Source organism: Pseudomonas morbosilactucae, assembly GCF_023241665.1.
GTDB lineage: Bacteria > Pseudomonadota > Gammaproteobacteria > Pseudomonadales > Pseudomonadaceae > Aquipseudomonas > Aquipseudomonas morbosilactucae.
In genome coordinates this window covers 1-25,130 of the sequence record NZ_JALQCX010000032.1, presented here as the reverse complement: position 1 = coordinate 25,130, position 25,130 = coordinate 1, and the positions used below count along the sequence as shown (strand labels likewise).

22 protein-coding genes and 3 pseudogenes are annotated in these 25,130 nt (G+C 63.0%); 11 read left to right on the top strand and 14 right to left on the bottom strand.

The annotated features are described in order from the left end of the window. Positions 1–32 precede the first annotated feature (32 nt). The 6 genes and pseudogenes from M1B35_RS17095 to M1B35_RS17070 form a co-directional block, all read right to left on the bottom strand. On the bottom strand, positions 33–1,460 hold the full coding sequence (locus tag M1B35_RS17095; protein WP_123328649.1) for a di-heme oxidoreductase family protein: 1,428 nt from the start codon (positions 1,458–1,460) through the stop codon (positions 33–35). Positions 1,461–1,603: 143 nt separating this feature from the next. Beyond that, positions 1,604–2,946, bottom strand: a pseudogene (locus M1B35_RS17090) (imelysin family protein). A 160-nt stretch (positions 2,947–3,106) separates the two neighbouring features. Beyond that, entirely contained in the window at positions 3,107–5,158 is a 2,052-nt protein-coding gene (locus M1B35_RS17085; RefSeq protein WP_123328647.1) for a putative bifunctional diguanylate cyclase/phosphodiesterase, read from the bottom strand. A gap of 304 nt (positions 5,159–5,462) precedes the next feature. Beyond that, positions 5,463–6,059 (bottom strand): superoxide dismutase, encoded by a 597-nt coding sequence (locus tag M1B35_RS17080; RefSeq protein WP_123328646.1) that lies wholly within the window; start codon positions 6,057–6,059, stop codon positions 5,463–5,465. 176 nt (positions 6,060–6,235) lie between these two features. Then, on the bottom strand, positions 6,236–6,838 hold the full coding sequence (locus M1B35_RS17075; protein ID WP_268262587.1) for a LysE/ArgO family amino acid transporter: 603 nt from the start codon (positions 6,836–6,838) through the stop codon (positions 6,236–6,238). Positions 6,839–6,842: 4 nt separating this feature from the next. Further along, on the bottom strand, positions 6,843–7,244 hold the full coding sequence (locus M1B35_RS17070; protein WP_123328644.1) for an ACT domain-containing protein: 402 nt from the start codon (positions 7,242–7,244) through the stop codon (positions 6,843–6,845). 96 nt (positions 7,245–7,340) lie between these two features. Here M1B35_RS17070 and M1B35_RS17065 point away from each other — a divergent pair, with 96 nt between their 5' ends. The 4 genes from M1B35_RS17065 to M1B35_RS17050 all read left to right on the top strand — a co-directional run bounded on the left by M1B35_RS17065 (position 7,341) and on the right by M1B35_RS17050 (position 11,240). Next, positions 7,341–8,240, top strand: coding sequence for a LysR family transcriptional regulator ArgP (locus tag M1B35_RS17065; protein ID WP_123328643.1), 900 nt, complete (start codon positions 7,341–7,343; stop codon positions 8,238–8,240). Positions 8,241–8,334: 94 nt separating this feature from the next. Then, positions 8,335–9,327, top strand: a complete 993-nt coding sequence (locus M1B35_RS17060) for an NAD-dependent epimerase/dehydratase family protein (protein ID WP_268262586.1) — start codon at positions 8,335–8,337, stop codon at positions 9,325–9,327. 105 nt (positions 9,328–9,432) lie between these two features. Further along, positions 9,433–10,275, top strand: coding sequence for an ATPase (locus M1B35_RS17055; RefSeq protein WP_123328641.1), 843 nt, complete (start codon positions 9,433–9,435; stop codon positions 10,273–10,275). 122 nt (positions 10,276–10,397) lie between these two features. Next, positions 10,398–11,240, top strand: coding sequence for a cache domain-containing protein (locus tag M1B35_RS17050; protein ID WP_268262585.1), 843 nt, complete (start codon positions 10,398–10,400; stop codon positions 11,238–11,240). Positions 11,241–11,288: 48 nt separating this feature from the next. Here M1B35_RS17050 and M1B35_RS17045 read toward each other — a convergent pair whose 3' ends face one another. Beyond that, the gene (locus M1B35_RS17045) at positions 11,289–12,806 is read right to left on the bottom strand and encodes an MDR family MFS transporter (protein ID WP_268262584.1); all 1,518 of its coding nucleotides are present in this window, start codon (positions 12,804–12,806) and stop codon (positions 11,289–11,291) included. 60 nt (positions 12,807–12,866) lie between these two features. Then, on the bottom strand, positions 12,867–14,048 hold the full coding sequence (pobA, locus tag M1B35_RS17040; protein WP_185039101.1) for a 4-hydroxybenzoate 3-monooxygenase: 1,182 nt from the start codon (positions 14,046–14,048) through the stop codon (positions 12,867–12,869). A gap of 189 nt (positions 14,049–14,237) precedes the next feature. On the opposite strand from pobA, the gene M1B35_RS17035 reads away from it, so the two are divergent. Beyond that, on the top strand, positions 14,238–15,134 hold the full coding sequence (locus M1B35_RS17035; protein WP_123328637.1) for a helix-turn-helix domain-containing protein: 897 nt from the start codon (positions 14,238–14,240) through the stop codon (positions 15,132–15,134). Between the two features lie 9 nt (positions 15,135–15,143). Here the strand turns inward: M1B35_RS17035 and M1B35_RS17030 are convergent, their stop codons facing one another. Both M1B35_RS17030 and M1B35_RS17025 read right to left on the bottom strand, forming a co-directional pair. Continuing rightward, positions 15,144–15,320: a hypothetical protein gene (locus M1B35_RS17030; protein ID WP_185039075.1), complete on the bottom strand. Its 177-nt coding sequence runs from the start codon at positions 15,318–15,320 to the stop codon at positions 15,144–15,146. A 154-nt stretch (positions 15,321–15,474) separates the two neighbouring features. After that, on the bottom strand, positions 15,475–16,380 hold the full coding sequence (locus M1B35_RS17025; RefSeq protein WP_123328636.1) for a LysR family transcriptional regulator: 906 nt from the start codon (positions 16,378–16,380) through the stop codon (positions 15,475–15,477). A 111-nt stretch (positions 16,381–16,491) separates the two neighbouring features. Between M1B35_RS17025 and M1B35_RS17020 the strand changes: the two genes are divergently transcribed. Both M1B35_RS17020 and M1B35_RS17015 read left to right on the top strand, forming a co-directional pair. After that, complete coding sequence (locus M1B35_RS17020) at positions 16,492–17,376, top strand: MBL fold metallo-hydrolase (protein WP_268262583.1); 885 nt, start codon at positions 16,492–16,494, stop codon at positions 17,374–17,376. 47 nt (positions 17,377–17,423) lie between these two features. Beyond that, a complete protein-coding gene (locus M1B35_RS17015; RefSeq protein WP_123328634.1) occupies positions 17,424–18,038 on the top strand; it encodes an NAD(P)-dependent oxidoreductase in 615 nt (204 codons plus the stop codon). A gap of 92 nt (positions 18,039–18,130) precedes the next feature. Here the strand turns inward: M1B35_RS17015 and M1B35_RS17010 are convergent, their stop codons facing one another. Next, complete coding sequence (locus M1B35_RS17010; RefSeq protein ID WP_268262582.1) at positions 18,131–19,012, bottom strand: LysR substrate-binding domain-containing protein; 882 nt, start codon at positions 19,010–19,012, stop codon at positions 18,131–18,133. 159 nt (positions 19,013–19,171) lie between these two features. Between M1B35_RS17010 and M1B35_RS17005 the strand changes: the two genes are divergently transcribed. Both M1B35_RS17005 and M1B35_RS17000 read left to right on the top strand, forming a co-directional pair. Further along, a complete protein-coding gene (locus M1B35_RS17005) occupies positions 19,172–20,809 on the top strand; it encodes a 5-guanidino-2-oxopentanoate decarboxylase (protein ID WP_123328632.1) in 1,638 nt (545 codons plus the stop codon). Continuing rightward, on the top strand, positions 20,806–22,254 hold the full coding sequence (locus tag M1B35_RS17000; RefSeq protein WP_268262581.1) for an aldehyde dehydrogenase family protein: 1,449 nt from the start codon (positions 20,806–20,808) through the stop codon (positions 22,252–22,254). Before M1B35_RS17005 ends, M1B35_RS17000 begins: the two co-directional genes overlap by 4 nt. A gap of 24 nt (positions 22,255–22,278) precedes the next feature. Here M1B35_RS17000 and M1B35_RS16995 read toward each other — a convergent pair whose 3' ends face one another. Then, positions 22,279–23,208 (bottom strand): AraC family transcriptional regulator, encoded by a 930-nt coding sequence (locus M1B35_RS16995; RefSeq protein ID WP_123328630.1) that lies wholly within the window; start codon positions 23,206–23,208, stop codon positions 22,279–22,281. 332 nt (positions 23,209–23,540) lie between these two features. On the opposite strand from M1B35_RS16995, the gene M1B35_RS16990 reads away from it, so the two are divergent. Continuing rightward, positions 23,541–23,906, top strand: coding sequence for a putative quinol monooxygenase (locus M1B35_RS16990; protein ID WP_123328629.1), 366 nt, complete (start codon positions 23,541–23,543; stop codon positions 23,904–23,906). Positions 23,907–23,915: 9 nt separating this feature from the next. Next, a pseudogene (locus M1B35_RS16985) lies at positions 23,916–24,189 on the top strand (hypothetical protein). Here M1B35_RS16985 and M1B35_RS16980 read toward each other — a convergent pair. After that, positions 24,182–24,811, bottom strand: a complete 630-nt coding sequence (locus M1B35_RS16980) for a flavin reductase family protein (RefSeq protein WP_123328627.1) — start codon at positions 24,809–24,811, stop codon at positions 24,182–24,184. The pseudogene M1B35_RS16985 and the gene M1B35_RS16980 sit on opposite strands and share 8 nt — an antisense overlap. A 133-nt stretch (positions 24,812–24,944) precedes the next feature. Next, a pseudogene (locus M1B35_RS16975) lies at positions 24,945–25,130 on the bottom strand (hypothetical protein); the annotation flags it as partial.

Sequence of the window (25,130 nt, the reverse complement as noted above, 5' to 3'; positions counted from 1 at the left end):
GTTCGGGCTCCCGTTTCTTTTAGAGAAGGCGTTTATAGAGAATTCAGGAATGCCAGCAACGCGGCGCGCTGTTGGGCATTGAAGGTTAATACCTGTTGCTGCGCCGCTTGGGCTTCGCCACCGTGCCAGAGCACGGCTTCGAGTAGGTTGCGGGCGCGGCCGTCATGCAGGAACTGGCTGTGGCCACTGACCGTTTCGCTCAGGCCGATGCCCCACAACGGCGGGGTGCGCCAGTCGCGGCCGCCGGCCTTGAATTCGCTGCGGTGGTCGGCCAGTCCTTCGCCCATGTCATGCAACAGCAGGTCGCTGTAAGGGCGAATCACTTGATTGGCCAGTTCAGGTTCCGCAGCATCGGCCGCGGTGGTGAATTGTGGCGTGTGACAGGATTGGCAGCCGGCCTGGTAGAACAGATTCTTGCCGGCCAGGACCTGCTCGGCGCCCACGTCGCGGCGAGCGGGAACGGCCAGGTTACGGGTGTAGAACAGCACCAGGCGCAGGATGTTCTCGCTGACTTCCGGTTCGCCGTCCGGGCCGTTGCCATTGGGGGCCTGCTTACAGGCGGTCTGGGTGTCGGTGCAATCATCAAAGGGTCTCAGGCCGGTGGTCAGGCCCATATCACCAGAGAACGCGTGAACATTTTGTTGATTGAGGTTGGGTTGCCCGGCTTTCCAGCCAAAACGCCCGAGAACGGTTTTGGCTTGGGCATCGTCCCAGACCCAGTTCGGCCGGCCGGCAATGCCATTTTTGGCTTTGCCCTGCTCGGCGGCATTGGCCAGGATCGCCGCCTCGGGAATGGCTTCCAGCAACCCCAGGCCGATCATCGGCGGCGCCACCCTGGCAGAGAATTGCGTCTCGGGGTGCATCGGTCCGTAGCCCAGTTGGGTGATCTGCAGCCGCGGTTTGCGCAACTCCACCAGGGTGCCGTCCTTGAAACGCACGGGCAGCGGCTCATAGTCGACCCGCACCTTGCCTTCCGGGGCCACGCCGGGCACGGCCATGTCCTGCAGCTGCCCGCCGTAGACCGGTTCCGGGACTACGCCCATCTGCTCGATGACCTTGGCGTATTGCGGGGCATCGGGGATCGACAGGCGCACCAGCATCGACACGGCGTTTTCCGCATCCGGTGCCGGCGGATGGCCGCGGCCGTCTTTGACATGGCAGTTCTGGCAGGCATTGGTGTTGAACAACGGGCCCAGGCCATCGCGCGCGGTGGTGGTGGACGGGGCGATCACCCAGGGGCTGCGGAAGAAGCTGTTACCCACGCTGAAGTCCAGGCGCCGGGTCGGCGACAGGTTGGCGGAAGGCAGGGAATAAGCATTCTGGTCGGTCTTGCGCACGGTCGCTGCACCGCCCGAGCGGGCTTCACCCGGTTCGGCCTGGGTAAAGCGCGGGGCATCATCGCAGGCACTCAGGCCCAGGGCCATGAAGAGTGCGGTGCAGCGAAGCAGCAGCGGGGGCATCGGACATCCTGCAAGACGAGCAAAACAAGGGCGCAAAGTCTAACAGGGCAGGGGGGATTGAATAAGAGGAATTATCGTTTGGTTTGATGCAGGGCAAATAAAAAAGGCGGCCATCAGGCCGCCTTTTTACACAGACGCAGCGATCAGAATTCGTGATCGGCGTTGTCCGGGTTCAGGTCGCTGATGCCCAGCTTGCCGGCAGCCTGCTCGATCGAGCCGGTCTGCTTCACCAGGGAGGCGATGGCGTCGCGCACGATCTGGTTGCCTGCGGTGTTGCCGGCGGCGATCAACTGGTCGTAGTGCTCACCCTTGTTGGCGTGATCGACCATGACCTGGATCTTGGCTTCGGTGGCTTCCAGATCGGCCTTGAGGGCCGCGTCGGCGGCCGGGTCGGCCTTGGCCACCAGGGACGACAGGCTGGCGCCGGTCAGCTTGGTGCCGTCGACGCGGGTGTATTCGCCCAGGTAGACGTTACGCACGCCCTTGGCGTCGTAGAAGTGCGAGTTGTGGGTGTTGTCGCTGAAGCAGTCCTGCTCGTCTTCCGGCGAGTTGGCTTCCAGGGATACTTTCATCCGCTCGCCCGCCAGTTCGCCCAGGGAGAGGCTGCCCATGCCGAAGAGCATTTTGCGCAAGCCGGTTTCAGCCGGTTCGGCTTCCAGGGTGGCGCGGTAGTTGTCAGCCACGTTGGGCTTCCAGTTGCCGACCATTTCTTCCAGGTCGGTGACCAGCAGTTGGGTCACGGCTTTCAGGTAGGCACGACGACGTTCGTTGTGGCCACCGGTAGCGCCGGCGCCTTCCAGGTAGTCGGACGCAGGACGAGCGCCGGCACCTGGGCCGGTGCCGTTGAGGTCTTGGCCCCAGAGCAGGAATTCGATGGCGTGGTAGCCGGTGGCGACGTTGGCCTCGGAACCGCCCAGCTCATTGAGGCTGGCGAGTTTTTCCGGGGTGATGTCTTTGACGTCGACCTTGTCTTCACCGACCTGGACTTCAGTGTTGGCGATGATGTTGGCGGTGGCACCCGGGTTGCCCAGGGCGTGTTCGTAGGACTTGTCGACGTAGTCGATCAGGCCTTCGTCCAGCGGCCAGGCGTTCACCTGACCTTCCCAGTCATCAATGATGGTGTTGCCGAAACGGAACACTTCGCTCTGCAGGTAAGGCACGCGTGCAGCGACCCAGGCGCCTTGGCGGCTTTCAGGGTTTCGTCATTGGGCTTGGCAAGGAAGGCGTCGACTGCGGTTTGCAGGGTTTTCGCAGTGGATTCGGCATCGCTGTAGACGGCGAAGACCATGTCGGCGTAATGCGCGACCACGGCCTTGGCGGCGGCTTCGTCGACTTTGCCGGCGTTGGCAGCCGCCGCAGGAGCAGCCGTGCTGGCAGCTGCGGTTGGCGCTTGCGGTGCGGCAGCCTTGTCTTTGCCTTCGCCGCAACCGGCGAGGGAAATAGCGATGGCCAACAGACTGGCGGTAGCCAGAGGCATACGAATCATGGCGAACATCCTGCTTCGAGAGGGGTAGACGGGCGCGGGGGCGCGCAAAACTGCAACATAATGCGAAAGATTTGCATTAGGTGTAAAGGGTTGTACCTGTAAATATTTCTTATTCACAGGTTGATTGCGCTGGGTCAGTGGGGCCGGTGCCGAGGCAGCTTCAGAGGATCGCCGCGTTGCTGCGCTGGGCGTGTTTCAGGTAGGCGCTCAACTCACGTGCCGGCAGGGGTTTACTGTAGTGGTAGCCCTGACCCTCGTGGCAGCCCTCGGAGATGATGTAGGCCTCTTGCTCGGCGGTTTCCACGCCTTCGGCGATGACCTGCATGCCCAGGCTTTTGCCCAATTGGATGATGGCCCGGACGATGGTCGCATCGTCATCATCGTCCAGCAGGTCCTGGACGAAACTCTTGTCGATCTTGATTTTGTCCAGGGGCAGGCTCTTGAGGTAACTCAGGGATGAATAGCCGGTGCCGAAGTCATCGATAGCAATCAGCGCCCCGGAGCGACGCAGGCTGAGCAGGTGCTGGGCGGCCGTGCTGATGTCGTCCATCAGGCCGGTTTCGGTGACTTCCAGTTCCAGGCTGCGGGGCGGTAGGCGGTACATCTGCATCAGGTTGTTGACCACCCGCGGCAGTTCGGCGTGGTGCAGTTGCACGGTGGACAGGTTGACCGCCATGCGCAGGTCGCTGAAGCCCAGGTCATGCCATTCGCGCAGCTGGCGGCAGGCCTGGTCCAGCACCCACTCGCCGATGGCGATGATGGTGCCGTTCTGTTCGGCCAGGGGAATGAACAGATCCGGTGGCACCAGGCCGTGTTCCGGGTGCTGCCAGCGGATCAGCGCTTCGACGCCCACCACCCGGTGATCGCGGTAGCTGATCTGCGGTTGATAGACCAGGTAGAACTGCTCCTTGGCCAGGGCGTCGCGCAGGTCCTTCTCCAGCTCGCGGCGGCGGCGCATTTCGCTGTCCACGCTAGCGATGTAGAACTGATAGCGATTGCGCGAACGGGTCTTGGCCAGGGTCATGGTCTGTTCGGCTTTCTGCAGCAGCTTTTCGGTGCTGTCGCCGTCTTCCGGGAACAAGGTGATGCCGATGGTGGCGCGCAGGCGGATCTGTTGGTGATCGAGGGCGAACGCCGCCTCCAAGTCGTCGAGAATGCTCTGCGCCAGTTCCGCTGCTTCGTAGGGTTGTTCAATGTCGGCCTGGACCAGGGCGAACTGGTCGCCCCCCAGGCGGGCCAGTGCACCGAGGCGGCCGCTGTGGGCACGCAGGCGGTCGGCCAGGGCCAGCAGCAGTTGGTCGCCGGTCTGGTAGCTGAACTGTTCGTTGATGCCCTTGAAGTCGTCCAGGCCCACACAGAGCACCGCTACTCGGCGTTGCAGGCGGCCGGCGTCCACCAGGATCTTGTCCAGCTGTTGCTGCAATTGCTGGCGGTTTGGCAAGCCGGTGAGGAAGTCGTACTGGGCCATGCGCAGCAGGCTGTTTTCCGCTTCGTGGCGCAGGTGGGTGTTGCGCTCGATGGAGGCCAGCAACTGGTTGGCGGTGTTGATCCAGAGCCCCAGTTCGTTTTTTTCATGGCCCTTGAGCAAAGGAATCTGGTGTTCGCTGGGACGGTCGGGGTTGATGTCGGTCAGGTGCTCGATGATTCGCGACAGCGGTTTGGTCAGCAACCAGTGATAGACCAGGTACAGCACCAGGCCCATGGCCAGGGCGCGCAGCACACCCGAGATGAAAATGATCACCGAGTTGACGATAAAGCCCTGGCCGTAAGTGGCGGTGTCGAGGGTGATGCTCAGGTCGCCGTAGTACTCGCTGTAGGGGCCACGGCCGACCAACTGGGTGGTGAAGGTGCGTTCTTGGCCAAGAATCAGGTCGGTCAGCCAGCGGCTGGGGGAGTTCTGCAGGTCGCGGCTTTTCTCCGCGAGCATGGTTTCGTTGGGATGACCGATGGACGCCATGCGCACGGCGTCGTCCTGGAACAGGCCTTCAATGACTTGCATGCCCATCTCGCGGTCCAGGCTGTAGACGGCCTGTGTCGAGGGGTCGCGAAACATATCGAGGATGCGCTGGGCATCGTTGGCCACTGCCTGCCGAGTCTTATAAGCATCGAAAACGATCTGTGCGCAGCTCAGGACCACGCCCACGATCAGTGCCGACAGCAGCACAACCCGGAGCAACTTCACCGACAAGCTGTTTTTGAGTTCCAGCTTCAAAGGGCTATTCCTTGTTCCGTGCGCGTAGCGTCAAAGTGCCATCAGTATTGGCATTCCCGTCTTGGCCGTAAAGAGACAATCATGGCCGGGGTCTATCGCCGGCAGGCTTGGCTGGGGTGTTCCGATCAAGAACAATTACGCCTGCTGGTAGTGTGTCGGTAAACAAGCCCTGTAACTTGAGGGCTGGGGCTTAACTTTTACCCGAAAATGATGTTAGCGCGCCAGTGCGGCGGAGCAAGAAATCGGCTGGGCTACAGGCGAAAAAAAACCCGGACAGGCCGGGTTTTTTACACTGCAAACGGGCTTAGGCGACGAAGGTCTTGCCTTCGAACTGCTCAGCCACGAATTTCCAGTTGACCAGGTTCCAGAACGCTTCGACGTATTTAGGGCGAACGTTGCGGTAGTCGATGTAGTAAGCGTGTTCCCAAACGTCGCAGGTCAGCAGCGGGGTGTCGCCGCTGGTCAGCGGGTTGCCGGCGCCGATGGTGCTGGCCAGGGCCAGGGAACCGTCAGCCTTTTTCACCAGCCAGCCCCAACCGGAACCGAAGGTGCCGACGGAAGTCTTGGTGAACTCTTCCTTGAACTTGTCGAACGAACCGAAGGCTGCGTTGATTGCTTCAGCGAGCGCGCCGGTTGGTTGACCGCCGGCGTTTGGCGCCAGGCAGTTCCAGTAGAAGGTGTGGTTCCAGACCTGAGCGGCGTTGTTGAAGATGCCGCCCGAAGAAGACTTGACGATCTCTTCCAGGGTCTTGCCTTCGAACTCGGTGCCTGGCACCAGGTTGTTCAGGTTCACGACGTAGGTGTTGTGGTGTTTGTCGTGGTGGAATTCCAAGGTTTCCTTGGAGATGTGCGGCTGCAGGGCATCGTGTGCATAAGGCAGCGGCGGCAATTCGAAAGCCATGATGATTCTCCTAATCAGGTCAGTTGCGGTGAGCGCAAGGCCGATCACGGGCGGCCAAACAAGCGCCGGGGAGTTTGTACTCTTTGCGGCGCAGGGACCGGATCATAGCACCGGGGGTGCGGCTTAACCACGCAACAACTGTGTGGGATAGAGGTTCCAGAGCCTTTTGGAATAACTCATGGAGCGCTGATGAGTTGGTAGGCGACGCTGAACATCATGACCGCCACCAACAGGTCGAGAACCCGCCAAGTGCCAGGCCGGGCCAACCAGGGTGCCAACCACGCCGCGCCGAGGGCCAGGGTGAAAAACCACAGCAGGGAAGCGCTGGCGGCGCCCATCACATAAGCACCGGGTTCAGTCTGTTGGGCGCCCAAGGAGCCGATCAGCAATACCGTGTCCAGGTACACGTGAGGGTTGAGCAGCGTCACCGCCAAGGCACTGAGCAATACCGCGCGCAATGAGCGCACCTTCTGCTGGGTCCCTTGCTCCAGGCTTTGCCGGGCGCAGGCGCGCCGCAGGGCCTGGGTGCCGTACCAGATCAGGAAGGCCGAGCCGCCCCAGCGAGCCACAGCCAGCAGGGTCGGGTTCTGCGCCAGTAAGGTGGCCAGGCCGAATACCCCGGCAGCCACCAGCAAGGCGTCGCAGGTGACGCACAGCGCTGCCACCGGCAGGTGATGCTCCCGGCGCAGGCTTTGCGCCAGGACAAAGGCGTTTTGGGTGCCGATGGCCATGATCAGGCCGGCCGCCACCAAGAGTCCGTTTACATAGCTTTGCCACATGCGCCTATTCCCCTTGGGTTGCCAGTTTGTGCAGCACGTCCATGGCGCGCTGTGCGTCGGCCCGGCCGACAAACAGGTGATCGTGGTAATAGCCCGCGACCACGTTGCAGCTGATTCCAGCGTCTCCCAGGGCACTGGCGAAAGCGGCGGTGAGGCCGACCGCGTCCAGGGCCGAATGCACCGTGAGGGTGATCCACGCCGCCACGTAATCGAAGCCCAGCCCCAGGCGTTCAGCCTGTTGGCGCTCAAGGATCACCGTCAGCCCTTCCTGTTCGCGAAAGCTGCCCAGGGGGTCGCAGTCCCCAAGCTGGCTGCGTTGGGCAATGGAGCAGAATACGTAGTCGCCGTCGTTGAGGTGCGGGCTCATGCTGCGCAACAGGGTGGCGAGGGAGGTTTCACCGGTCATGAAAAAGGTCCTTGAGCGAAGAGGCATGCTGGCTATTTTCCGGGCTCAGCCTGTATAAGAAAAACCAATATTGCTGATCGCTCATTAGGAAAACTGATGTTCGACTATAAATTGCTCTCCGCCTTGGCCGCCGTCGTCGAACAGGCTGGCTTTGAACGTGCCGCGCAAGTGCTGGGCCTGTCTCAGTCGGCGATTTCCCAGCGGATCAAATTGCTTGAGGCCCGCATCGGCCAGCCGGTGTTGATACGTGCGACGCCACCAGCACCAACGGAAATCGGTCGCCGCTTGCTCAACCACGTGCAGCAGGTGCGCCTGCTGGAGCGCGACCTGCAAAGCCTGGTGCCGGCCCTGGATGAAGAGGGCTTGCCGGAGCGTCTGCGGATCGCCCTCAACGCCGACAGCCTGGCCACCTGGTGGGCGGCGGCGGTGGGAGATTTCTGTGCCGAGCATCACCTGCTGCTGGACCTGGTGGTGGAGGACCAGACCGTGGGCCTCAAGCGCATGCGTGCCGGCGAGGTGGCGGCCTGTGTCTGTGCCAGCGAGCGGCCGGTGGCGGGCGGTCGCAGCCAGTTGCTGGGGGCCATGCGCTATCGGGCCCTGGCCAGCCCGGCATTTATCGCCCGGCATTTTCCCCATGGCGTTCGCGCCGAAGAACTGGCCCGCACCCCGGCGCTGGTATTCGGTCCTGACGATTTCCTGCAACACCGTTACCTGGCCTCGCTGGGAGTCGAAGGCGGTTTTGAGCACCACCTGTGCCCGTCGTCCGAGGGTTTTATTCGCTTGACCGAAGCCGGCCTGGGTTGGGGGCTGGTGCCTGAATTGCAGGTGCGCGAGCAACTCGAACGGGGCTGGCTGGTGGAGTTGTTGCCGGATAAACCGATCGATGTGCCGCTGTACTGGCATCATTGGCGCAATGGCGGCCAACTGCTGGGGTTGTTGACCGAGCACCTGGCCCGTTGCTCGGCGCAATGGTTGGTGCCCTGGGGGCAGCCATAAGCGTCAAGCTGCATGCAGCCGGTGAAGAGTCTGCGGGTCGTTTTGACCTGGCGCCTTCAGCCTGGCGCGAGTCACTGCATTTCTAGGAGAACTCATGAAAATTCTGGTCACCGGCGCAAGCGGCTTTATAGGCGGGCGTTTTGCTCGCTTTGCCCTTGAGCAAGGCCTGCAAGTCCGGGTCAACGGTCGCCGTGCCGAAGGTGTAGAGCACCTGGTGCGGCGTGGCGCCGAGTTTATCCAGGGGGATTTGGGCGACGCCGATCTGGTGCGCGAACTGTGCCGCGACGTCGAGGCGGTGGTGCATTGCGCCGGTGCCGTGGGCCTGTGGGGGCGTTATCAGGATTTTCACCAAGGCAATGTGCTGGTCACTGAAAACGTGGTGGAAGCCTGCCTCAAGCAACGGGTTCGGCGCCTGGTGCACCTGTCTTCGTCGTCGGTCTACTTTGACGGCCGTGACCACCTGGACCTGACCGAAGAGCAGGTGCCCAAGCGCTTCAAGCACCCCTATGCGGCCACCAAGTACCTGGCCGAGCAGAAGGTTTTCGGTGCCCAGGAGTTCGGCCTGGAAACCCTGGCTCTGCGCCCGCGCTTTGTTACCGGCGCGGGGGACATGAGCATTTTTCCGCGGCTGTTGAAGATGCAGCGCAAGGGGCGCCTGGCGATTGTCGGCAATGGCCTGAACAAGGTGGACTTCACCAGCGTGCAGAACCTCAACGAGGCGCTGCTCAGCAGCCTGCTGGCCACCGGCTCGGCCCTGGGCAAGGCCTACAACATCAGCAACGGGGCGCCGGTGCCGGTGTGGGACGTGATCAATTACGTGATGCGCCAGATGCAGGTGCCGCAAGTCACCCGCTACCGCTCTTATGGCCTGGCCTACAGTGTTGCGGCGCTCAACGAAGGCTTCTGCAAACTCTGGCCCGGGCGCCCGGAGCCGACCCTGTCGCGCCTGGGCATGCAAGTGATGAACAAGAATTTCACCCTGGACATCAGCCGCGCCCGGCACTACCTGGACTATGAGCCCAAGGTCAGCCTGTGGACGGCCCTCGATGAATTTTGTGCCTGGTGGAAGGCCCAGGACATGCTTTGAAAATAAACACTGAACCGGGTTTGCCCGGCAGTGTCGATGAGTGCGGCGAAATAGCGGTTTATACTCGCCGCACTCAGTCACCACGCGGTTCAGAAAGGTTGCCCCATGCGTAATGATGCCCACGACGACTTCGATGATGTACCCAGCCTGCGCGCCGACCCCCATGATGATGACGATTTCCCCACCACCCCCGCGGCCCGCGAGCGCACCACGGTGCATTCGCGCAGTACGCCGGTGGTCAAGGTAAAAGGCCCGAGCACCGGGCCACTGTGGGCGCTGGTCGGGGCGCTGGTGTTTGCCTTTGCCGGCCTGGCCTGGTGGAGCTTCCAGCAGATCTCGCTGATGGAGCAGCAACTGGTGGCGACCCAGGAAAGCTTTGCCCGTATCAGTGAAGAGGCTGCCGGGCGCCTGCAGGACATTTCCGGCAAGGTGGTGGCCAGCCAGAGCAACGTCACCAGTGACAGCGAGGCGCTCAAGCTGCAGATCAAACAGCTGGAAAGCAAACTGCAGGACCAGAGCAAGCAACAGCAGGGCGTGGCCGGGCAGGCGACGGACCTGGACAAGCGTCTGGCACAAATGAGCGCGCAAACCACCGAGCAACAGACGGCCAACGCTCAGTTGCAGGCCCAGGTCAAAGCCCTGGGTACGGAACTGGCTGCACTCAAGGGGGCCCAGACCGATGGCAGTAAAGTCGATGCCCAGCTCAAGAGCCTGAGCGCCGACCTGGCGACCCTGAAGAAGCAGGGCAACCCCAGCGCTGCCATCGAGCGCCTGGAGCAGGACATGATTGTGCTCAAGAGCGAGCAAGACAATCGTCCGGCCGCCGCTGCGCAGAATGGCGCCAGCACCGCTGAGTTCGATGCGTTCCGTGGCCAGGTCACCCGCAACATCAACACCCTGCAAAGCCAGATCCAGAACCTGCAACAACAACTCGACGCTCGTCCCTGAGCCCCTCCAGCCTTCCCGCGAGCTCCGCGGGAAGGCTCTATGCCCCCGTGTTTGCTGAATGTTCGCTCATCTTGCGCAGCCGTCTACGCTCTTCAGACACCTATAAAAATGAGGGGCGGGCAATGAGGCTTTTGCTGAAGATCACGTGGTTGGGTTGGCTGCTGCTGTGCCTGGGCCAGGCCCACGCCGCCGCGCCGGCGGACGAAGGCACGGCCGCCAGGGCGCTGCTGGAAAAGGCCCTGGCGTACTACCACGACCAGGGCGACAAGGCCTTTGCGGTGTTCAGCCGCCAGGGCGAGTTTGTCGATAAGGACCGCTATGTGTTCGTGGTCGACACCCGGGGCGTGATGCTGGCCAGCGGCGGGCCGTCTTCCGCGTTGATTGGTCGTGATGTGTCCGAAGTGCTGGGGCCAGACCTGCAGAAGGCCTTCAAGGACGCGCTGAAAATTCCCGAGGGCAATGGCATCCAGCAGGCCGAGTACCGTTGGCAGAACTGGAGCGACGGCAAGATCGAACGCAAGCACGTGTACTTTCAGCGCGTTGGCGAGCGGATCCTGGCGGTGGGTTATTACCTGCCCCGGGCCTCGGCGGATCAGGCCAAGGCGCTGCTGGACAAGGCGGCGACCCAATTGGCCAGTGACGAGAAGGGCACCCTCACCGCGATCAACAGCCTCAAGGGCGGTTTCTTGCAGGATGACCTGTATGTGTTCGTGGTCGATCTCGATACCCAGCGTTACGTCGCCCACGGCACCAATCTGCGGCTGATCAACACGGACTTCGGCAAGGTCAAGGACCCTGAAGGCAAGCCGGTGGGCGAGCCGATCCTGGCGCTGATTGCCCGGCAGCCCCAGGGGGAATATGAGTACCGCTGGAAGAACCCGGTGACCGGCAAGGTCGAAGACAAGCATGCCTACCTGCGCAAGGTCGGGCATTTCCTGGTGGCGGTGGGTTACTACAGCCCGTAAGTCCGGTGCGGTAGCCGCTGAGGTTTCAGCGGCTACCGGTTCGCCCGTTCAACCGGCCTTGTCTTCCCGCCCACGCAGCACGCGGTTGGGCATGGCGATGGCCGCTGCCAGGCCCAGCAACGACACCGCCGCGTTGACCATCAGCAAATGCCGGAAGGTCAGCAACAGCTCTGCCCGCAAGGCATCCTGGGCCGGGCCGGGCGCCGCATTCAGCCCGTCCAGCAGGGCATTGCCCGAACCGCCTTCGACCAGCAGCGAGGCCCCACCCAGATGGGCCAGGCTTGAGTCCTGCAGCAACGCCAGCAACAGTGCTGACATCAGCGCCACCCCCACCGCGCCGCCCAGGGAACGGAACAGGTTGGTGGTGCTGGTGGCCACGCCGATATCGCGCTGCTCGACCGAATTCTGGGTGCCCACCAACGAGGTCGGAAACTGCATGCCGGCGGCGATCCCGCTCAGCAGCATGAAGGCGCTGCTGAGCAGTAAGGCTTGTGGCGGTACGAAGGCCATGCCGAGGATCGACACCGGCATCAGCAAGGCGCCGCCGAGGATCATCGGTTTGTAGCGCCCGGTGACCGAGGTCAGGCGCCCGGCGCAGTAGGCGCCGATGGGCAAGCCCATGGCCAGCGGCAGCAGGTGCAGCGCGGCGCTGTCGGCCCCGGCCCCGGTGACGCTCTGGAAGCGCAGGGGCATCAGTACGATCAACGAGATGGCCTGGAAACTGGTGAAAAATATCGTGCACCAGCACAGCAGTGCATTGCGGTTGGCGAACAGGTGCATGGGCAGCAGGGGCTCCCGGGCACGCCGTTCGTGCCAGACAAACACGGCCAATGCGGCCACCGCGCAGGCCAGCAGGCCGAGGACTTCCTGGCTGTGCCAGGCGTGGCCTTGGCCGAACTGGGTGATCCCCAGCAGCAGCGCACTCAGGCCGACGATCAGCAACACGGTGCCCAGGTAATCGATGATCGGTACACGCTGCGGCACGGGCAGGCCTACCAGAGTGCGATGGGCCACCCACCAGGCGCCCAGGCCCAGGGGCAGGTTGATCAAAAACACCCAGCGCCAGGACAGGTACTCGGTCATGTAGCCGCCCAGCACTGGGCCGGCGACGCTGGCCACGGCGTACATGCTGCTGAAGTAGCCCTGGTAGCGCCCGCGTTCCCGGGGCGCCACGATGTCGCCGATGATCGCCTGGCTGACCGAAATCATCCCGCCGGCACCGATGCCCTGGATGATCCGCGCCAGCACCAGTTGTTCCATGCTCTGGGCCAGGCCACAAAACAACGAGGCCAGGGTGAACAGGCCCATGCCGAACAGCATCAGTTTGCGCCGGCCATAGAGGTCGCCCAGCTTGCCGTAGATCGGCACCGCCACGGTCATGGCCACCATGTAGCCGGAGATGACCCAGGCCAGCAGGCTGACATCCTTGAACTGGGCGGAAATGGCCGGCATGGAGACGGCGACGATGGTCTGGTCCAGGGCACCGAGAAAAATCGCCAGCATCAGGGCGATCAGTACGCTGCGAATGGCCGGTTTGGTAGGGCCGGGGGTGTGGAGGTGGGTCACGAAAGGAACCTGCAGGAGGCAAGGCGAGCGGGAATGCTCGCCAGTTTACTCGATAGGCTCCTACTCGATAGCCTCGTAAGGAAGTCCGACGTAATTTTCTGCGATGGTCTTGCGCCCGGCTTCAGAGCCGACGAAGTACTCGAGTTCCGCTTCGCTGATGCGCTGGCTGAAGGCGTCGGCATCGGGAAACTGATGCAGCATCGAAGTCATCCACCAGGAAAAGCGCTCGGCCTTCCACACTCGGCGCAGGCAGATTTCCGAGTATTTCTCCAACAGATCGGTGCGCTCTTCGCGGTAAACCTTGACCAGGATATTGAACAGCGTGCTGACATCGCTGGCCGCCAGGTTCAAACCTTTGGCCCCGGTGGGCGGAACGATGTGGGCAGCGTCGCCGACCAGGAACATGCGTCCGTATTGCATGGGTTCGACCACAAAACTGCGCAGCGGCGCGATGCTTTTTTCGATCGACGGGCCGGTCACCAATTGCTCGGCCAATGCCTGGGGCAGACGGGTCTTGAGCTCGTCCCAGAAGCGTTGATCGGACCAGTTCTCGACCTTTTCCTCGGCCGGCACCTGCAGGTAATACCGGGTGCGGGTGGTGGACCGCATGCTGCACAGGGCGAAACCGCGCTCGTGGCGGGCGTACACCAGTTCCTCGTGAACCGGCGGCGTGTCGGCCAGAATGCCCAGCCAGCCAAAGGGGTACACCCGTTCGAAAACCTTCAGGGTCTCGGCAGGGATCGACTGCCGGGCAATGCCGTGGAAGCCGTCGCAGCCGGCGATGTAGTCGCACTCCACACGCACGGGCTGGCCCTGATGTTCAAAGGTCAGGTAAGGCTGGGAGGTTTTCATGTCATGGGGACGCACGTCCCGGGCTTCGTAGAGCGTGGTGGCGCCCATGGCTTCACGGGCGTGCATCAGGTCCCGGGTGACTTCGGTCTGGCCGTAGATCATCACGTTCTGGCCGGTCAGGGCATGCAGGTCGATTTTTACCTGGCGGCCGTTCAAGGCCAGCTCGAAGCCGTCGTGTACCAGGCCTTCGGCGTCCATGCGCTGGCTGACTCCGGCCTGGCGCAACAGATCGACCATGCCCTGCTCCAACACCCCGGCACGGATCCGGCTCAGGACATAGTCCGGGCTCTGGCGTTCGACGATCAGGGTATCGATACCGGCCTTCTCCAAGAGTTGGCCGAGAAGCAGGCCCGAGGGGCCGGCGCCAATGATGGCGACTTGAGTTTTCAAGGTTTTCATTGTTTTTATGACTCGCAAGCTTCACGCGAATGGATTCGGTGAAAGGTTATTTTTATGTTTCGAGTGCTTGCATTTTTCACGGGCGACCCTGTCAATTGAAGGGGAAAACTGAGCCGATACCTGTTCATTTCGCCAATCGGTGCGATTATCGCCCGTCATTTAGAGGCCTGGACTGCAGTGATGAACAAGCCTGCCCTTCCGAGCATTCCGGTGTTCAAGCTCTATGGCGAAAGCCTGGACTGGTCGACGCCCGATCTGCTGCATTGCGAGACCATTTCCAAGCGCAGCCGCGAGCACCACTGGGAAATCAAGCCCCACCGCCATGCCGATCTGTGTCAGTTGCTGTTTGTGTACCGGGGCCAGGCGGAGCTGCAAGTGGAAAGCCAGCGCACAGTGCTGGGCGAGTCGGCGATCCAGGTCCTGCCGCCGCTGTCGGTGCATGGCTTTCGTTTTTCCGAGGACATCGAAGGCTTCGTGGTGACCCTGGCGGCGCCGCTGGTGGCCCACCTGCAGGGGCAACTGGGGCACTCGGTGAATGCCCTGGCGGTGTCCGAGAGTTACCCCGCTCGGGGCGACAGCGCCTACCTCAATCGGCTGTTTTCAGATTTGCAGAACGAGTACCAAGGGCATCAGCCCGCGCGCGAAATGCTGATGCATGCCCTGGTCAGCACGATCGTGGTCTGGGTCAGCCGCCAGGCGTTGCAGCGGCGCAGTGCCAACCAGCGTCCGCAGCGGGCCCGGGAGTATTTCAATGGCTTTATCCAACTGGTCGAAGCCCATTATCGCGAGCATGTGAAAGTCGAGGACCTGGCCCACAAACTGGGGATCTCGGTCTCCCACCTCAACGGCACCTGCCGCGAGCTGGCGGGGCAGCCGGCGTTGCAGATCATGCACGAACGGCAGTTGCTGGAGGCCAAGCGCCTGCTGACCTACACCGGCATGACCATCTATGAAATTTCCGACGCGCTGGGGTTTTCCGACCCTACCAACTTCACCCGCCTGTTCCGGCGTCGTGTCGGGGTCTCGCCCAAGGCCTTCCGTGATCGCCTGAAAAGCGACCAGGACGCCGCCGAGTAGGCTGCCGGCTTATCTCAGGGTGTTCAGCGTGGCGTTGTGAGGGAGGCATTGCTCCACGTTGCAACTGGCGTAGTTCCTGGGCAGTTGGCGCGCTTGCTCGACCCGGTAGGCGGCGGTGCCGTACAGCGCCAGGGTGATGCCGCAGGTCACGAATATGGCCAGGTACCTTCTTGTTTTGATGTTCATGGCAGGACCTCTGAACGAATGCCCTCGCGGTGGTTTTGGGGGGCACTGTTATCAGCATAGGTCAGCATTCAGGGCTTGCCAGGCCCCCAAGTCCGCTGTTTGAACGGGCATTCACCGGGTTGATGGCCGCCAGGCAAAAACGTCGATTCAGGCCCTACAACCCCTTGTCCCACTCGGGTTCCTCGGGAAACCGCAGCACCAGGAAGTCCAGCATGCTGCGCAGGGCGGTCGGCATGTGCTTGCGCGAGGCATACACCGCGTACATGTTCATTTGCCGGGGCTCGGCTCCAGGCAGCAGGCGGATCAACTCACCCTGGTGAATGTGCACGCCGGCCTGGTAGCTGGGCAGCATGGCGATGCCGGCGCCGGCCATGGTCGCCCGCAGCAGGGTGCTGGCTTCGTTGGCGCTGATGTTGCCCTGGACCGGCACCGACACCTGTTCGCCGTCCTGTTCGAAGTGCCACAGGCTCTTGCCGAAGTAGGAGTGGGTCAGGCAGTTGTGCTGGCTCAGGTCTTCCACCCGCTGCGGTGTCGGGTGTTCCTTGAGGTAGGCCGGGGCGGCACAGATCACCGAGCGGCACACGGTCAGGCGCCGGGCGATCAGGTTCGGGTCCAGGTCATTGCTGGTGCGGATCGCCAGGTCGATGCGTTCATCCACCAGGTTGACCGTGCGATCGAGCATTTGCAGGTCAACGCTGACCCCGGGGAAGCGCTTGACGTAGGCGGCCATGGCATCCGCCAGTTGGGATTGGCCGAATGAGGTGCTGACGCTGATGCGCAGTAGCCCGCGTGGCGCCTCGTCCGGTTCGCTGACCGCCGCCTGCAGGTCGCCCGACAGCTCCAGCATCTGCCGGCAGCGCGGGAGGATTTCCGTGCCCGCGGCCGTCAGGCTGAGTTTGCGCGTGGTGCGATGCAGCAACCGCGCACCGACCCAATTTTCCAACTCGGCCAGATAACGCGAGACCACCGGGCGTGACAGATCCAGGTGGTCGGCTGCGGCCGATTGGCTGCCCAGTTCCACTACGCTGACAAACACCTGCATTGCTTGAAGACGATCCATGATTTGCCCGCTTTCAGAAACAAACTATGTTCAAGCATCGCATTTTTTGGAACCTGTGCGGCCACTAAGCTCCTTGCACCTCAACCCAAGACCACAGATTTGGAGCGCCCCATGATCGGACTCACTTCCCTCAAACGCCTGTTACTGGCCACCGCTACCCTGGGGTTTGTCGCCCATGCCGCCGCCGCGGAGCCGGCGCTGACCCTGGATGTCTACAACCCGGGAGCAGCAGCGATTTTTCCGGTGAGCTCGGTGCTGGTCAGCGGCAAGAAAGAAGCCATTCTGGTGGATGCTCAATTCGGCAAATCCCAGGCCGAGCAACTGGTGCAGAAAATCCGCGCCAGTGGCAAGCAGCTGACCACCATCTACATCAGCCACGGTGACCCGGACTACTACTTTGGCCTGGACACCCTGACCCAGGCGTTCCCCAAGGCCAAGGTCGTGGCCACCCAGCCCACCGTCGACCACATCAAGGCCACCGTGGCCGGCAAAGTCGCGTTCTGGGGACCGAAGATGGAAGCTGATGCCCCGGCCAAGACCCTGGTGCCCAGCGTGCTGGACGGCCACAGCCTGACCCTGGAAGGACAGAAGCTGGAAATCATCGGCCTGGACGGCAAGCAGCCGGATCGCACCTTTGTCTGGATCCCGTCGATCAAGGCCGTGGTGGGCGGTGTGGTGGTCGCAGAGAACATTCACGTGTGGATGGCCGATACCCAGACCGCGCAATCCCATCAGGATTGGCTGGCGACCCTGAGCACCATCGAAGGCCTGAACCCCAAAACCCTGATTCCAGGCCACTACCTGGGAGAAAGCAAACGCTCCCTGGCTGCTGTGCAGTTCACCGCCGATTACATCAAGGCCTTTGATGAGGAAACCGCCAAGGCCAAGAACTCCGCCGAGCTGATCGCCGCGATGAAAAAGCGTTACCCGGACCTGGGCGAAGAAAGCTCCCTGGAGCTCAGCGCCAAGGTTGCCAAAGGCGAAATGCAGTGGTGAAAACCGCTTGAACCGCCACCTTACCTAGCCCCTTGGGAGAGTTGTTCATGAGCAAGATTGCAATCATCGGTGCCACCGGCCGTGCCGGTAGCCAACTGCTGGAAGAAGCCCTGCGTCGTGGTCACAGCGTCACCGCGATTGCCCGTAACAGCGCCAAGATCGGCGCGCGTGCCGGGGTGGTGACCAAGGATGTTGACGTTACCGACAGTGCTGCGCTGCAAGCGGCGGTGGCCGGTCATGACGTGGTGATCAGCGCTGCGCATTTTTCCACCATTCCCGCCCGCGCCATTATCGATCCGGTGAAACAGGCCGGGGTCAAGCGTCTGCTGGTGGTGGGCGGTGCCGGTTCGCTGCTGTTGCCGGGCGGGGGCAAAGTCATCGACAGCCCGGGCTTCCCGGACGCCTACCGGGCTGAAGCCAGCGCCGGCGGTGTTTACCTTGAGACCTTGCGCCAGGAGCCGGTGTTGGACTGGACCTTTCTTTCGCCCTCCGCAGAGTTTGTCGAGGGTGAGCGGACCGGGACCTTCCGTCTGGGCCAGGACGATCTGTTGGTCAGCACCGAAGGCAAGAGCTGGATCAGCTTCGCCGACTACGCCATCGCCCTGATCGATGAAGTGGAAAGCCCGAAACACGTTCGCCAGCGTTTCACTGTCGGCTACTGAGTCGAGCGCTACCAACGCCGGCGTACCGGCGACCACGGCCTTGATGCCGTTGTCGCGGGTACGTCGGCGTTTTACATGGCGCAGGGCGGCGATCAGCGCTGCTGTACCTGTTCCACCAGCCAGTCGAGCAGTGCCTGCAGGCGTGGCGCCGGCTCCCCCCGCCGTGGGTACACCAGGTAATAACCCTGGCCGGTGGGCACCTTCAGGTCGAACGGCATCACCAGGCGCCCGGCCTTGAGGTCTTCACCAATCAACGCCCAATCACCGATCGCCACCCCGGTGCCTTGGGAAGCCATGGACATGGCCAGGTCCAAGGTCTCGAAATGCTGCCCTTTGCCCAGGTTGTTCACGTGCGTGCCCGCCGCTTGCAGCCAGCGGCTCCAGTCCCCTTCGTCCCGGGTCGGGTGCAGCAGCAGGTGGTGTTGCAGGTCGGCCGGGGTCTTCAGGGCGATGGGGCCGTCCAGTAGGGGCTGGGAACAGACCGGGGTCAATTGCTCGTCGAACAGATGACGCGAGGCCCACTGCGCGGGTGGCGGTGCGCCGTACATCACCGCGGCGTCGAACGGCTCCCGGGCGAAATCAACGCCGTGCTGCACCGTGGTGGTCAGTTGCACCGGTACGTCGGGGCGCTCCTTCTGCCACTGCAACAGGCGCGGTAGCAGCCAGCGCATGACGCAGGTCGGGGCCTTGAGTTGCAGGGTTTCGTGGCCCGCGCCGACCGTCTCCACCGTCTCGTGGATCAAGGCGAAGACTTTCTCGATCTGCGGCAACCAGGCCCGACCTTGCGCGGTCAGGCTCAAGCCCCGGGCCTGGCGCTGGAACAGGGCATACCCCAGGTGCTGCTCCAAGCCGGCGATCTGTCGGCTCACCGCGCCCTGGGTGATGTGCAACTGCTCGGCGGCCCGGGTGAAGTTGCAGCACTGGGCGGTGATCAGAAATGTGTGCAGCGCGGGCAGGGGAGGAAGGCGTTTCATGGGGCCGCCAAGGCATGACGAAATGACATGGCTAGTATGACTTTTTATCCATTGTTCCCGCTACCGGCCGGCCGTCCAATAAGCCCCTCTCTGTGCCTCTGACGCGCCTGCTGCGCGCTGTCCGGGGGCCTGATTCCAATGAACAAGAAGGGCGATGACATGGCGACGTGCGGCGAAGTATTGGTCAAGTTACTTGAAGGCTACGGGGTCGAGCAGGTGTTCGGCATTCCCGGGGTGCACACCGTCGAGCTGTACCGTGGGCTGGCCGGTTCCAGCATCAAGCATGTCACTCCCCGCCACGAGCAGGGGGCGGGTTTCATGGCCGACGGTTACGCCCGCACCCGCGGCAAACCGGGGGTGTGCTTCATCATCACCGGCCCTGGAATGACCAACATCACCACCGCCATGGGCCAGGCCTATGCCGATTCGATCCCGATGCTGGTGATTTCCAGCGTGCAGTCCCGCAGCCAGTTGGGAGGGGGGCGTGGCAAGCTGCATGAGTTGCCGAACCAGAGCGCACTGGTCAGTGGCGTGGCGGCGTTCTCCCATACGCTGATGTGCGCCGACGAGTTGCCCGTCGTACTGGCCCGGGCCTTTGCCCTGTTCCAGGCCGGTCGGCCGCGCCCGGTGCACATCGAGATTCCCCTCGACGTGCTGGTGCAGCCTGCTGATCACTTGCTCGACAGTCGCCCAGTGAACATCGCCCGGGCCGGTGCCGCGCCGGCAGCCATCGAGCAAATGAGCCAGTGGCTGAGCCAGGCCCAGCGGCCGTTGATCCTGGCCGGTGGCGGCGCCATTGATGCGGCGGCCGAACTGACACAATTGGCCGAGTACCTGCAAGCGCCGGTGGCCCTGACCATCAATGCCAAGGGCATGTTGCCCGGCGAGCACCCCTTGTTGATCGGCTCTACCCAATCCCTGGTGGCGACCCGGGCCCTGGTGGCGGAGGCCGATGTGGTGTTGGCCATCGGCACGGAGTTGGCGGAAACCGACTACGACGTGACCTTTGCCGGCGGTTTTGAAATCCCCGGGACCTTGCTGCGTATCGACATCGACCCGGACCAGACGGTGCGCAACTACCCGCCCCATGTGGCCCTGGTGGCCGACGCCCAGGTGGCTGCCCAGGCGCTGTTGGCACAGGTGCAGCGACAACCTCTGGCCGAGCGCCGCAGTGACTGGGGCGAGGCCCGCGCCGCCGCTTTGCGCGACGCCTTGGCGCTTGGCTGGGACGCCCCGACCCGGGCCCAGACCCTGTTTCTCGACACCGTGGTGCAGACCTTGCCGGAAGTGGTACTGGTCGGCGACTCCACGCAGCCGGTGTACACCGGCAACCTGACCTTCAACCCCCAGCAGCCGCGGCGCTGGTTCAACTCGTCCACCGGCTACGGGACCCTGGGTTATGCCTTGCCGGCGGCGATCGGTGCCTGGCTTGGCGGTGGCTCCGAGCGCGGCAACCGCCGGCCGGTGGCGTGCCTGATCGGTGACGGCGGCCTGCAATTCACCCTGGCGGAGCTGGCCTGCGCGGTCGAGGCGCGCACGCCGATCATCGTCCTGCTGTGGAATAACCAGGGCTATGAAGAGATCAAGAAGTACATGGTCAACCGCGCCATTGAACCGGTGGGCGTGGACATCTATACCCCCGACTTCATTGCCTTGGCCAAGGCCCTGGGCTGCGAGGCCGAGGCGGTCGGCACGGTCGCTCAACTGCGCAATGCCCTGTCCGCAGCAGCGGAGCGCAATGGCCCGACTCTGATTGAAATCGACCAGAACAACTGGATGCAGGGGGTGCAGGCATGAGCGCTGAAGCAACCGTGAAGGGGGTGTACATCGACGGTCAGTGGCGCGCCGGTGGCGAGCTGTTGGCGGTGATCAACCCGGCCACCGAGGAAGCCTTGGCGACTGTCAGCGGGGGTGACCGGCAGGCGCTGGAGCAGGCCATCGACGCAGCCCAGGCGGGTTTCGTTCGCTGGTCCAATACCCCGGCCGCCGAGCGTGGCGCGGTGCTGCGCAAGATTGCCGCAGGGGTGGCCGCGCGCCGTGAGCACTTGATGTACTTGCAGTCGAGCAACAACGGCAAGCCGCAGTTCGAGGCGTCCATCGACGTCGACGATGTGATCGCCACATTTGAGTATTACGCGGGCCTGGCTGAAGGTCTGGAGGCCCAGCAAGACCGCGACGTGGCATTGCCCAGCGAGGACTTCAAGGCACGCCTGCGCCGCGAGCCCTGCGGCGTGGTTGGGTTGATCGTGCCCTGGAACTTTCCCATGGTCACCACGGCCTGGAAACTCGCCCCGGCGCTGGCGGCCGGATGCAGTGTGGTGCTCAAGCCTTCGGAAGTGACGCCGCTGCCTGAGTTGGAACTGGCCGCGATCATTGCCGACAGCGGTCTGCCCAACGGCGTGTTCAACCTGGTTTGTGGCACTGGCCTGGCGGTGGGCGCACCGCTGGCGGCGGACCCGCGGGTGGCGAAAATCTCCTTTACCGGCAGCAACGCGGTGGGGGTGCAGGTCATGCAGCGCGCAGCGGAAAGCGTCAAAGGCGTGAGCCTGGAGCTGGGGGGCAAGTCTTCGCTGCTGGTGTTGGCCGATGCCGACCTCGAGCTGGCGGTGGAGCTGGCGTGTGGCGGCGGGTTTTTCAATGCCGGGCAAATGTGCTCGGCCACCAGCCGGGTACTGGTGGCCGACGACGTGGCCGATGAGTTTCTGTCGCGCCTCAAAGAGCGGGCCGAGGCCATTCGTGTGGCCGACCCTTTTGACCCGGAGGTGGAGATGGGCGCCCTGGTCAATCAGGCGCAGTATCAGCGCGTCCTGGGGCACATCGATCGCGGCCTGAGTGCCGGGGCCAAACTGGTCTGTGGTGGCGAGCGCCCAAGTGAATTGCCCCGTGGCTTCTTTATGCGGCCGACGGTGTTCACCGAAGTCCCGTTGGACAGCGCCCTGTGGTGCGAGGAAATCTTTGGCCCGGTGCTCTGCGTGCGCAGTTTTGCCAGCGAAGCCGAAGCCATTGCCCTGGCCAATGACAGTGAGTTCGGCCTGGTGGCCAGTGTGGTCAGCAGCGACAGCGAGCGGGCCGAGCGGGTCGCCAATGCCTTGCAGGCCGGTTTGGTGTGGATCAACTCGCCCCAGGTGATCTTTCCGCAAACCGCCTGGGGCGGCTACAAACAGAGCAGCATCGGTCGCGAGCTGGGCCCCTGGGGTTTACAGGCGTTTCAAGAGATCAAGCACGTGATCCGCGCGGTCTAGGTACGGGGCGGCCCCATGGGCCGCTCACACACTGATCCGCAGGCGCGCCATGTCCCGCAACGGTGGCGCGCCGAACAGCCGGCTGTATTCACGGCTGAACTGCGACGGGCTTTCATAGCCCACCCGGTAACCTGCCGCCGAGGCCTCCAGCCCTTCGGCCAGCATCAGGCGCCGGGCTTCCTGCAGGCGCAGCTGTTTCTGGTACTGCAGGGGGCTCATGGCGGTCATCGCCTTGAAGCGGTGGTGCAGGGTCGAGACACTGAGGTTCACTTCCCGGGCCAGGTCGTCGATGCGCAACGGTTGTTCAAAATGGCCGTTGAGCCATTTGATCGCCTGGCTGACCCGGTGGCTCTGGCTATTGGCGATGGCAATTTCATACAACCGATGGCCCTGGCGGCTGCGCAACAGCCGATACAGAATCTCGCGTCGCACCAGCGGAGCGAGCATGGCGATGTCCTTGGGCGTGTCCAGCAAGCGCGCCAGGCGCAGCACCGCGTCGAGCATCGGCGGGTCCAGCCGCTCCACATACAGGCCGCGTCCGGTGGGCCGACTCGGTACGCCGAGGGGGCCGGCGTCGGCGATCAGTGCGGTGATTTCCGCGGGATCGATGTCCAGGCGCAGGGCTAGGATGGGCTCCTCCGGAGAGACAATCACCACCTTGCCACTGAGGGGCACCGAGACCGACACCACGAGGTAATTCAGCGGGTCGTAATTGAAGGTCTCGTCGGCCAGGCGCACTTCCTTGCGGCCCTGGGCCATGATGCACAACGCTGGCTGGGCCAGTACCGGGGCGAACTGATGGGAGCTGCTGTGGCGCGAGACCATCAAGGTATCGATGGCGGTGGCGTAGCTACCGTCCTCGGAGGTATTGCGGCGAATGATCCCAGCCAGCTCCGCACGTTGTTTTTCCATCTCCTCGTCCAGGGGCGCTAACGGGGTTTCGAGTGACGGCATGGGGCACCCTCCGGGGGTTGTGGGATCGGCACAGCTTAAATTTGTGCAAGGGAGGAGGGTAGGCGATTCCTGCGTAAAACTTGCCTGATCCTGCCGCGCGTGCGGGCGATGAACAGCATGGAACCTTGCCAGAGCCTGTCACTTGCTTGAAACACTTGTGTGGAGCGTGTGACGCCATCCCTGCTTCCGAGCACCTAACCGCTTGCATCGTCGCAGGATTGGGCAAACCCCCGGCAGGAATCGACTAACGACGGCGACCTCCCGGCCCTTATCGTTGACCCTGTCGCAGCCCGTCCCATGGCTGCCTCGACATCACCCTGGGAGGGTCACACATGTCCATGCCTATTCCGGTCAGTCATCTGGCCTTCGTTCGTGCCCGCGCCGGGCGTTCAGCGGAGTTGGGCGCACGCTTGAGCGGCCTGATCGAGCCTTCGCGGCAAAGCCCCGGCTGCCTGCACTTTGCCCTGCAGCATTCCCAGTGCGACGCAGAGTTGTGGCTGGTCTCGGGTTTCTGGAGCAGCCAGCAGGCGATGACTGCTTACTTCAACTCGCCGGCCTTGGCGGTCTTTACCGAGTTGGTGCAGGAACTGGTGGTCAACAGCCTGGATTTTCACACCTTCAGCAACGTTTGCGCGGCCCAGGCCCAGGGCGAATACGCGCTGCTGGAGCGGGCGCCGGTGCAGCAACTGGCCGGTTGAAGGTTTAGAATGGCCGACTTTTCCATAGGCCAGGACCTGCAACATGGCACGTAAAGAGTTCGCGCAATACGAGGCGGTTTCCGCCGTGGTTCCAGGAGAGGGCGGGTACAGCGCCGCCATCGCGGTCAAAGCCCTGGGAGAATCGGGGGCTCCGCGTTTTCATAAAGTCCTGGATGATCAAAAATTCAAGACCGCCGATGACGCCGATCAAGCGGCTGCCCTGAAGCTGACGCAATTGATCGACGTAAACGAAGACGGCGAATTGAGCTGGGAAACTATCTGACCGCGCCCGGGCGGTGCATCTTGAACAGCGCTTCCGGCCCTAGTTGGAAGTAATCCGCTGGCCCACCGCCGCGTAGAATCGGTTCTGCCGCGGCGGTGTCGTAAATCCCATCCTTGAGCAGCCACTTGGCGATGTGCACGGCAACCACTTCGCCGAGGATCAGCCAACTCGGCACCAGGGCCTTGTCTGCGGTTTGCAGTTGAATGATCTGGGTGACCTTGCATTCGAAAGACACCGGGCTCTCGCCAACCCGTGGCACGGCAATCACCCGCGAGGCCACCGGCGTCAAGCCGGCCAGTTCGAACTCGTCGACTTCGGCGGGCACTGCCGCGCAACTCTGGTTCATCTGCTCGGCCAGGGGCCGGGTCGCCAGGTTCCAGACGAACTCCCCGGTCTGCTCGATATTGTTCAGGCTGTCTTTGCGCCCGACGCTGGAAAAACCAATGATCGGCGGAATGTAGTTGAAGGCGTTGAAGAAACTGTAGGGCGCCAGGTTCAGGCGGCCGGCGGCGTCCTGGGAGGAGATCCAGCCGATGGGGCGCGGGCCGACGATGGCATTGAACGGGTCGTGGGGCAGGCCGTGGCCCTGGGATGGTTCGTAGAAATGAATATCGTCAGGCATGGTCTGGGCTCTGGTGGGCGAAGGGGGAATAGTGCAGCGGCGCCCCGTTGAATTCCAGCACCGGAGCGCTTTTGTGGGTTGCCAAAAACGACTAAGCCCGGCCGAAGCCGGGCTGTGATGCCGCGTACAAGGATTAGCTGAGGTTGGCGGAACCGGTGCGATCGTAGCCATCTTCAGCGACGGTCGCGGAGCCGGTGCGGTCGAAGCCATCTTCAGCAACGGTAGCGGAGCCAGTGCGGTCGAAGCCATCTTCAGCGACGGTAGCGGAGCCAGTGCGGTCGTAGCCATCTTCAGCAACGGTCTGGCCTTGTGGGGTGCG

Excerpts from the sequence above, each read along its gene's own strand:
- M1B35_RS17095 (WP_123328649.1), bottom strand. The coding sequence starts at position 1,460 with ATGCCCCCGCTGCTGCTTCGCTGCACCGCACTCTTCATGGCCCTGGGC.
- M1B35_RS17080 (WP_123328646.1), bottom strand. The coding sequence starts at position 6,059 with ATGGCTTTCGAATTGCCGCCGCTGCCTTATGCACACGATGCCCTGCAG.
- M1B35_RS17075 (WP_268262587.1), bottom strand. The coding sequence starts at position 6,838 with ATGTGGCAAAGCTATGTAAACGGACTCTTGGTGGCGGCCGGCCTGATC.
- M1B35_RS17070 (WP_123328644.1), bottom strand. The coding sequence starts at position 7,244 with ATGACCGGTGAAACCTCCCTCGCCACCCTGTTGCGCAGCATGAGCCCG.
- M1B35_RS17065 (WP_123328643.1), top strand. The coding sequence starts at position 7,341 with ATGTTCGACTATAAATTGCTCTCCGCCTTGGCCGCCGTCGTCGAACAG.
- M1B35_RS17060 (WP_268262586.1), top strand. The coding sequence starts at position 8,335 with ATGAAAATTCTGGTCACCGGCGCAAGCGGCTTTATAGGCGGGCGTTTT.
- M1B35_RS17055 (WP_123328641.1), top strand. The coding sequence starts at position 9,433 with ATGCGTAATGATGCCCACGACGACTTCGATGATGTACCCAGCCTGCGC.
- M1B35_RS17050 (WP_268262585.1), top strand. The coding sequence starts at position 10,398 with ATGAGGCTTTTGCTGAAGATCACGTGGTTGGGTTGGCTGCTGCTGTGC.
- M1B35_RS17035 (WP_123328637.1), top strand. The coding sequence starts at position 14,238 with ATGAACAAGCCTGCCCTTCCGAGCATTCCGGTGTTCAAGCTCTATGGC.
- M1B35_RS17030 (WP_185039075.1), bottom strand. The coding sequence starts at position 15,320 with ATGAACATCAAAACAAGAAGGTACCTGGCCATATTCGTGACCTGCGGC.
- M1B35_RS17025 (WP_123328636.1), bottom strand. The coding sequence starts at position 16,380 with ATGGATCGTCTTCAAGCAATGCAGGTGTTTGTCAGCGTAGTGGAACTG.
- M1B35_RS17020 (WP_268262583.1), top strand. The coding sequence starts at position 16,492 with ATGATCGGACTCACTTCCCTCAAACGCCTGTTACTGGCCACCGCTACC.
- M1B35_RS17015 (WP_123328634.1), top strand. The coding sequence starts at position 17,424 with ATGAGCAAGATTGCAATCATCGGTGCCACCGGCCGTGCCGGTAGCCAA.
- M1B35_RS17010 (WP_268262582.1), bottom strand. The coding sequence starts at position 19,012 with ATGAAACGCCTTCCTCCCCTGCCCGCGCTGCACACATTTCTGATCACC.
- M1B35_RS17005 (WP_123328632.1), top strand. The coding sequence starts at position 19,172 with ATGGCGACGTGCGGCGAAGTATTGGTCAAGTTACTTGAAGGCTACGGG.
- M1B35_RS17000 (WP_268262581.1), top strand. The coding sequence starts at position 20,806 with ATGAGCGCTGAAGCAACCGTGAAGGGGGTGTACATCGACGGTCAGTGG.
- M1B35_RS16995 (WP_123328630.1), bottom strand. The coding sequence starts at position 23,208 with ATGCCGTCACTCGAAACCCCGTTAGCGCCCCTGGACGAGGAGATGGAA.
- M1B35_RS16990 (WP_123328629.1), top strand. The coding sequence starts at position 23,541 with ATGTCCATGCCTATTCCGGTCAGTCATCTGGCCTTCGTTCGTGCCCGC.
- M1B35_RS16980 (WP_123328627.1), bottom strand. The coding sequence starts at position 24,811 with ATGCCTGACGATATTCATTTCTACGAACCATCCCAGGGCCACGGCCTG.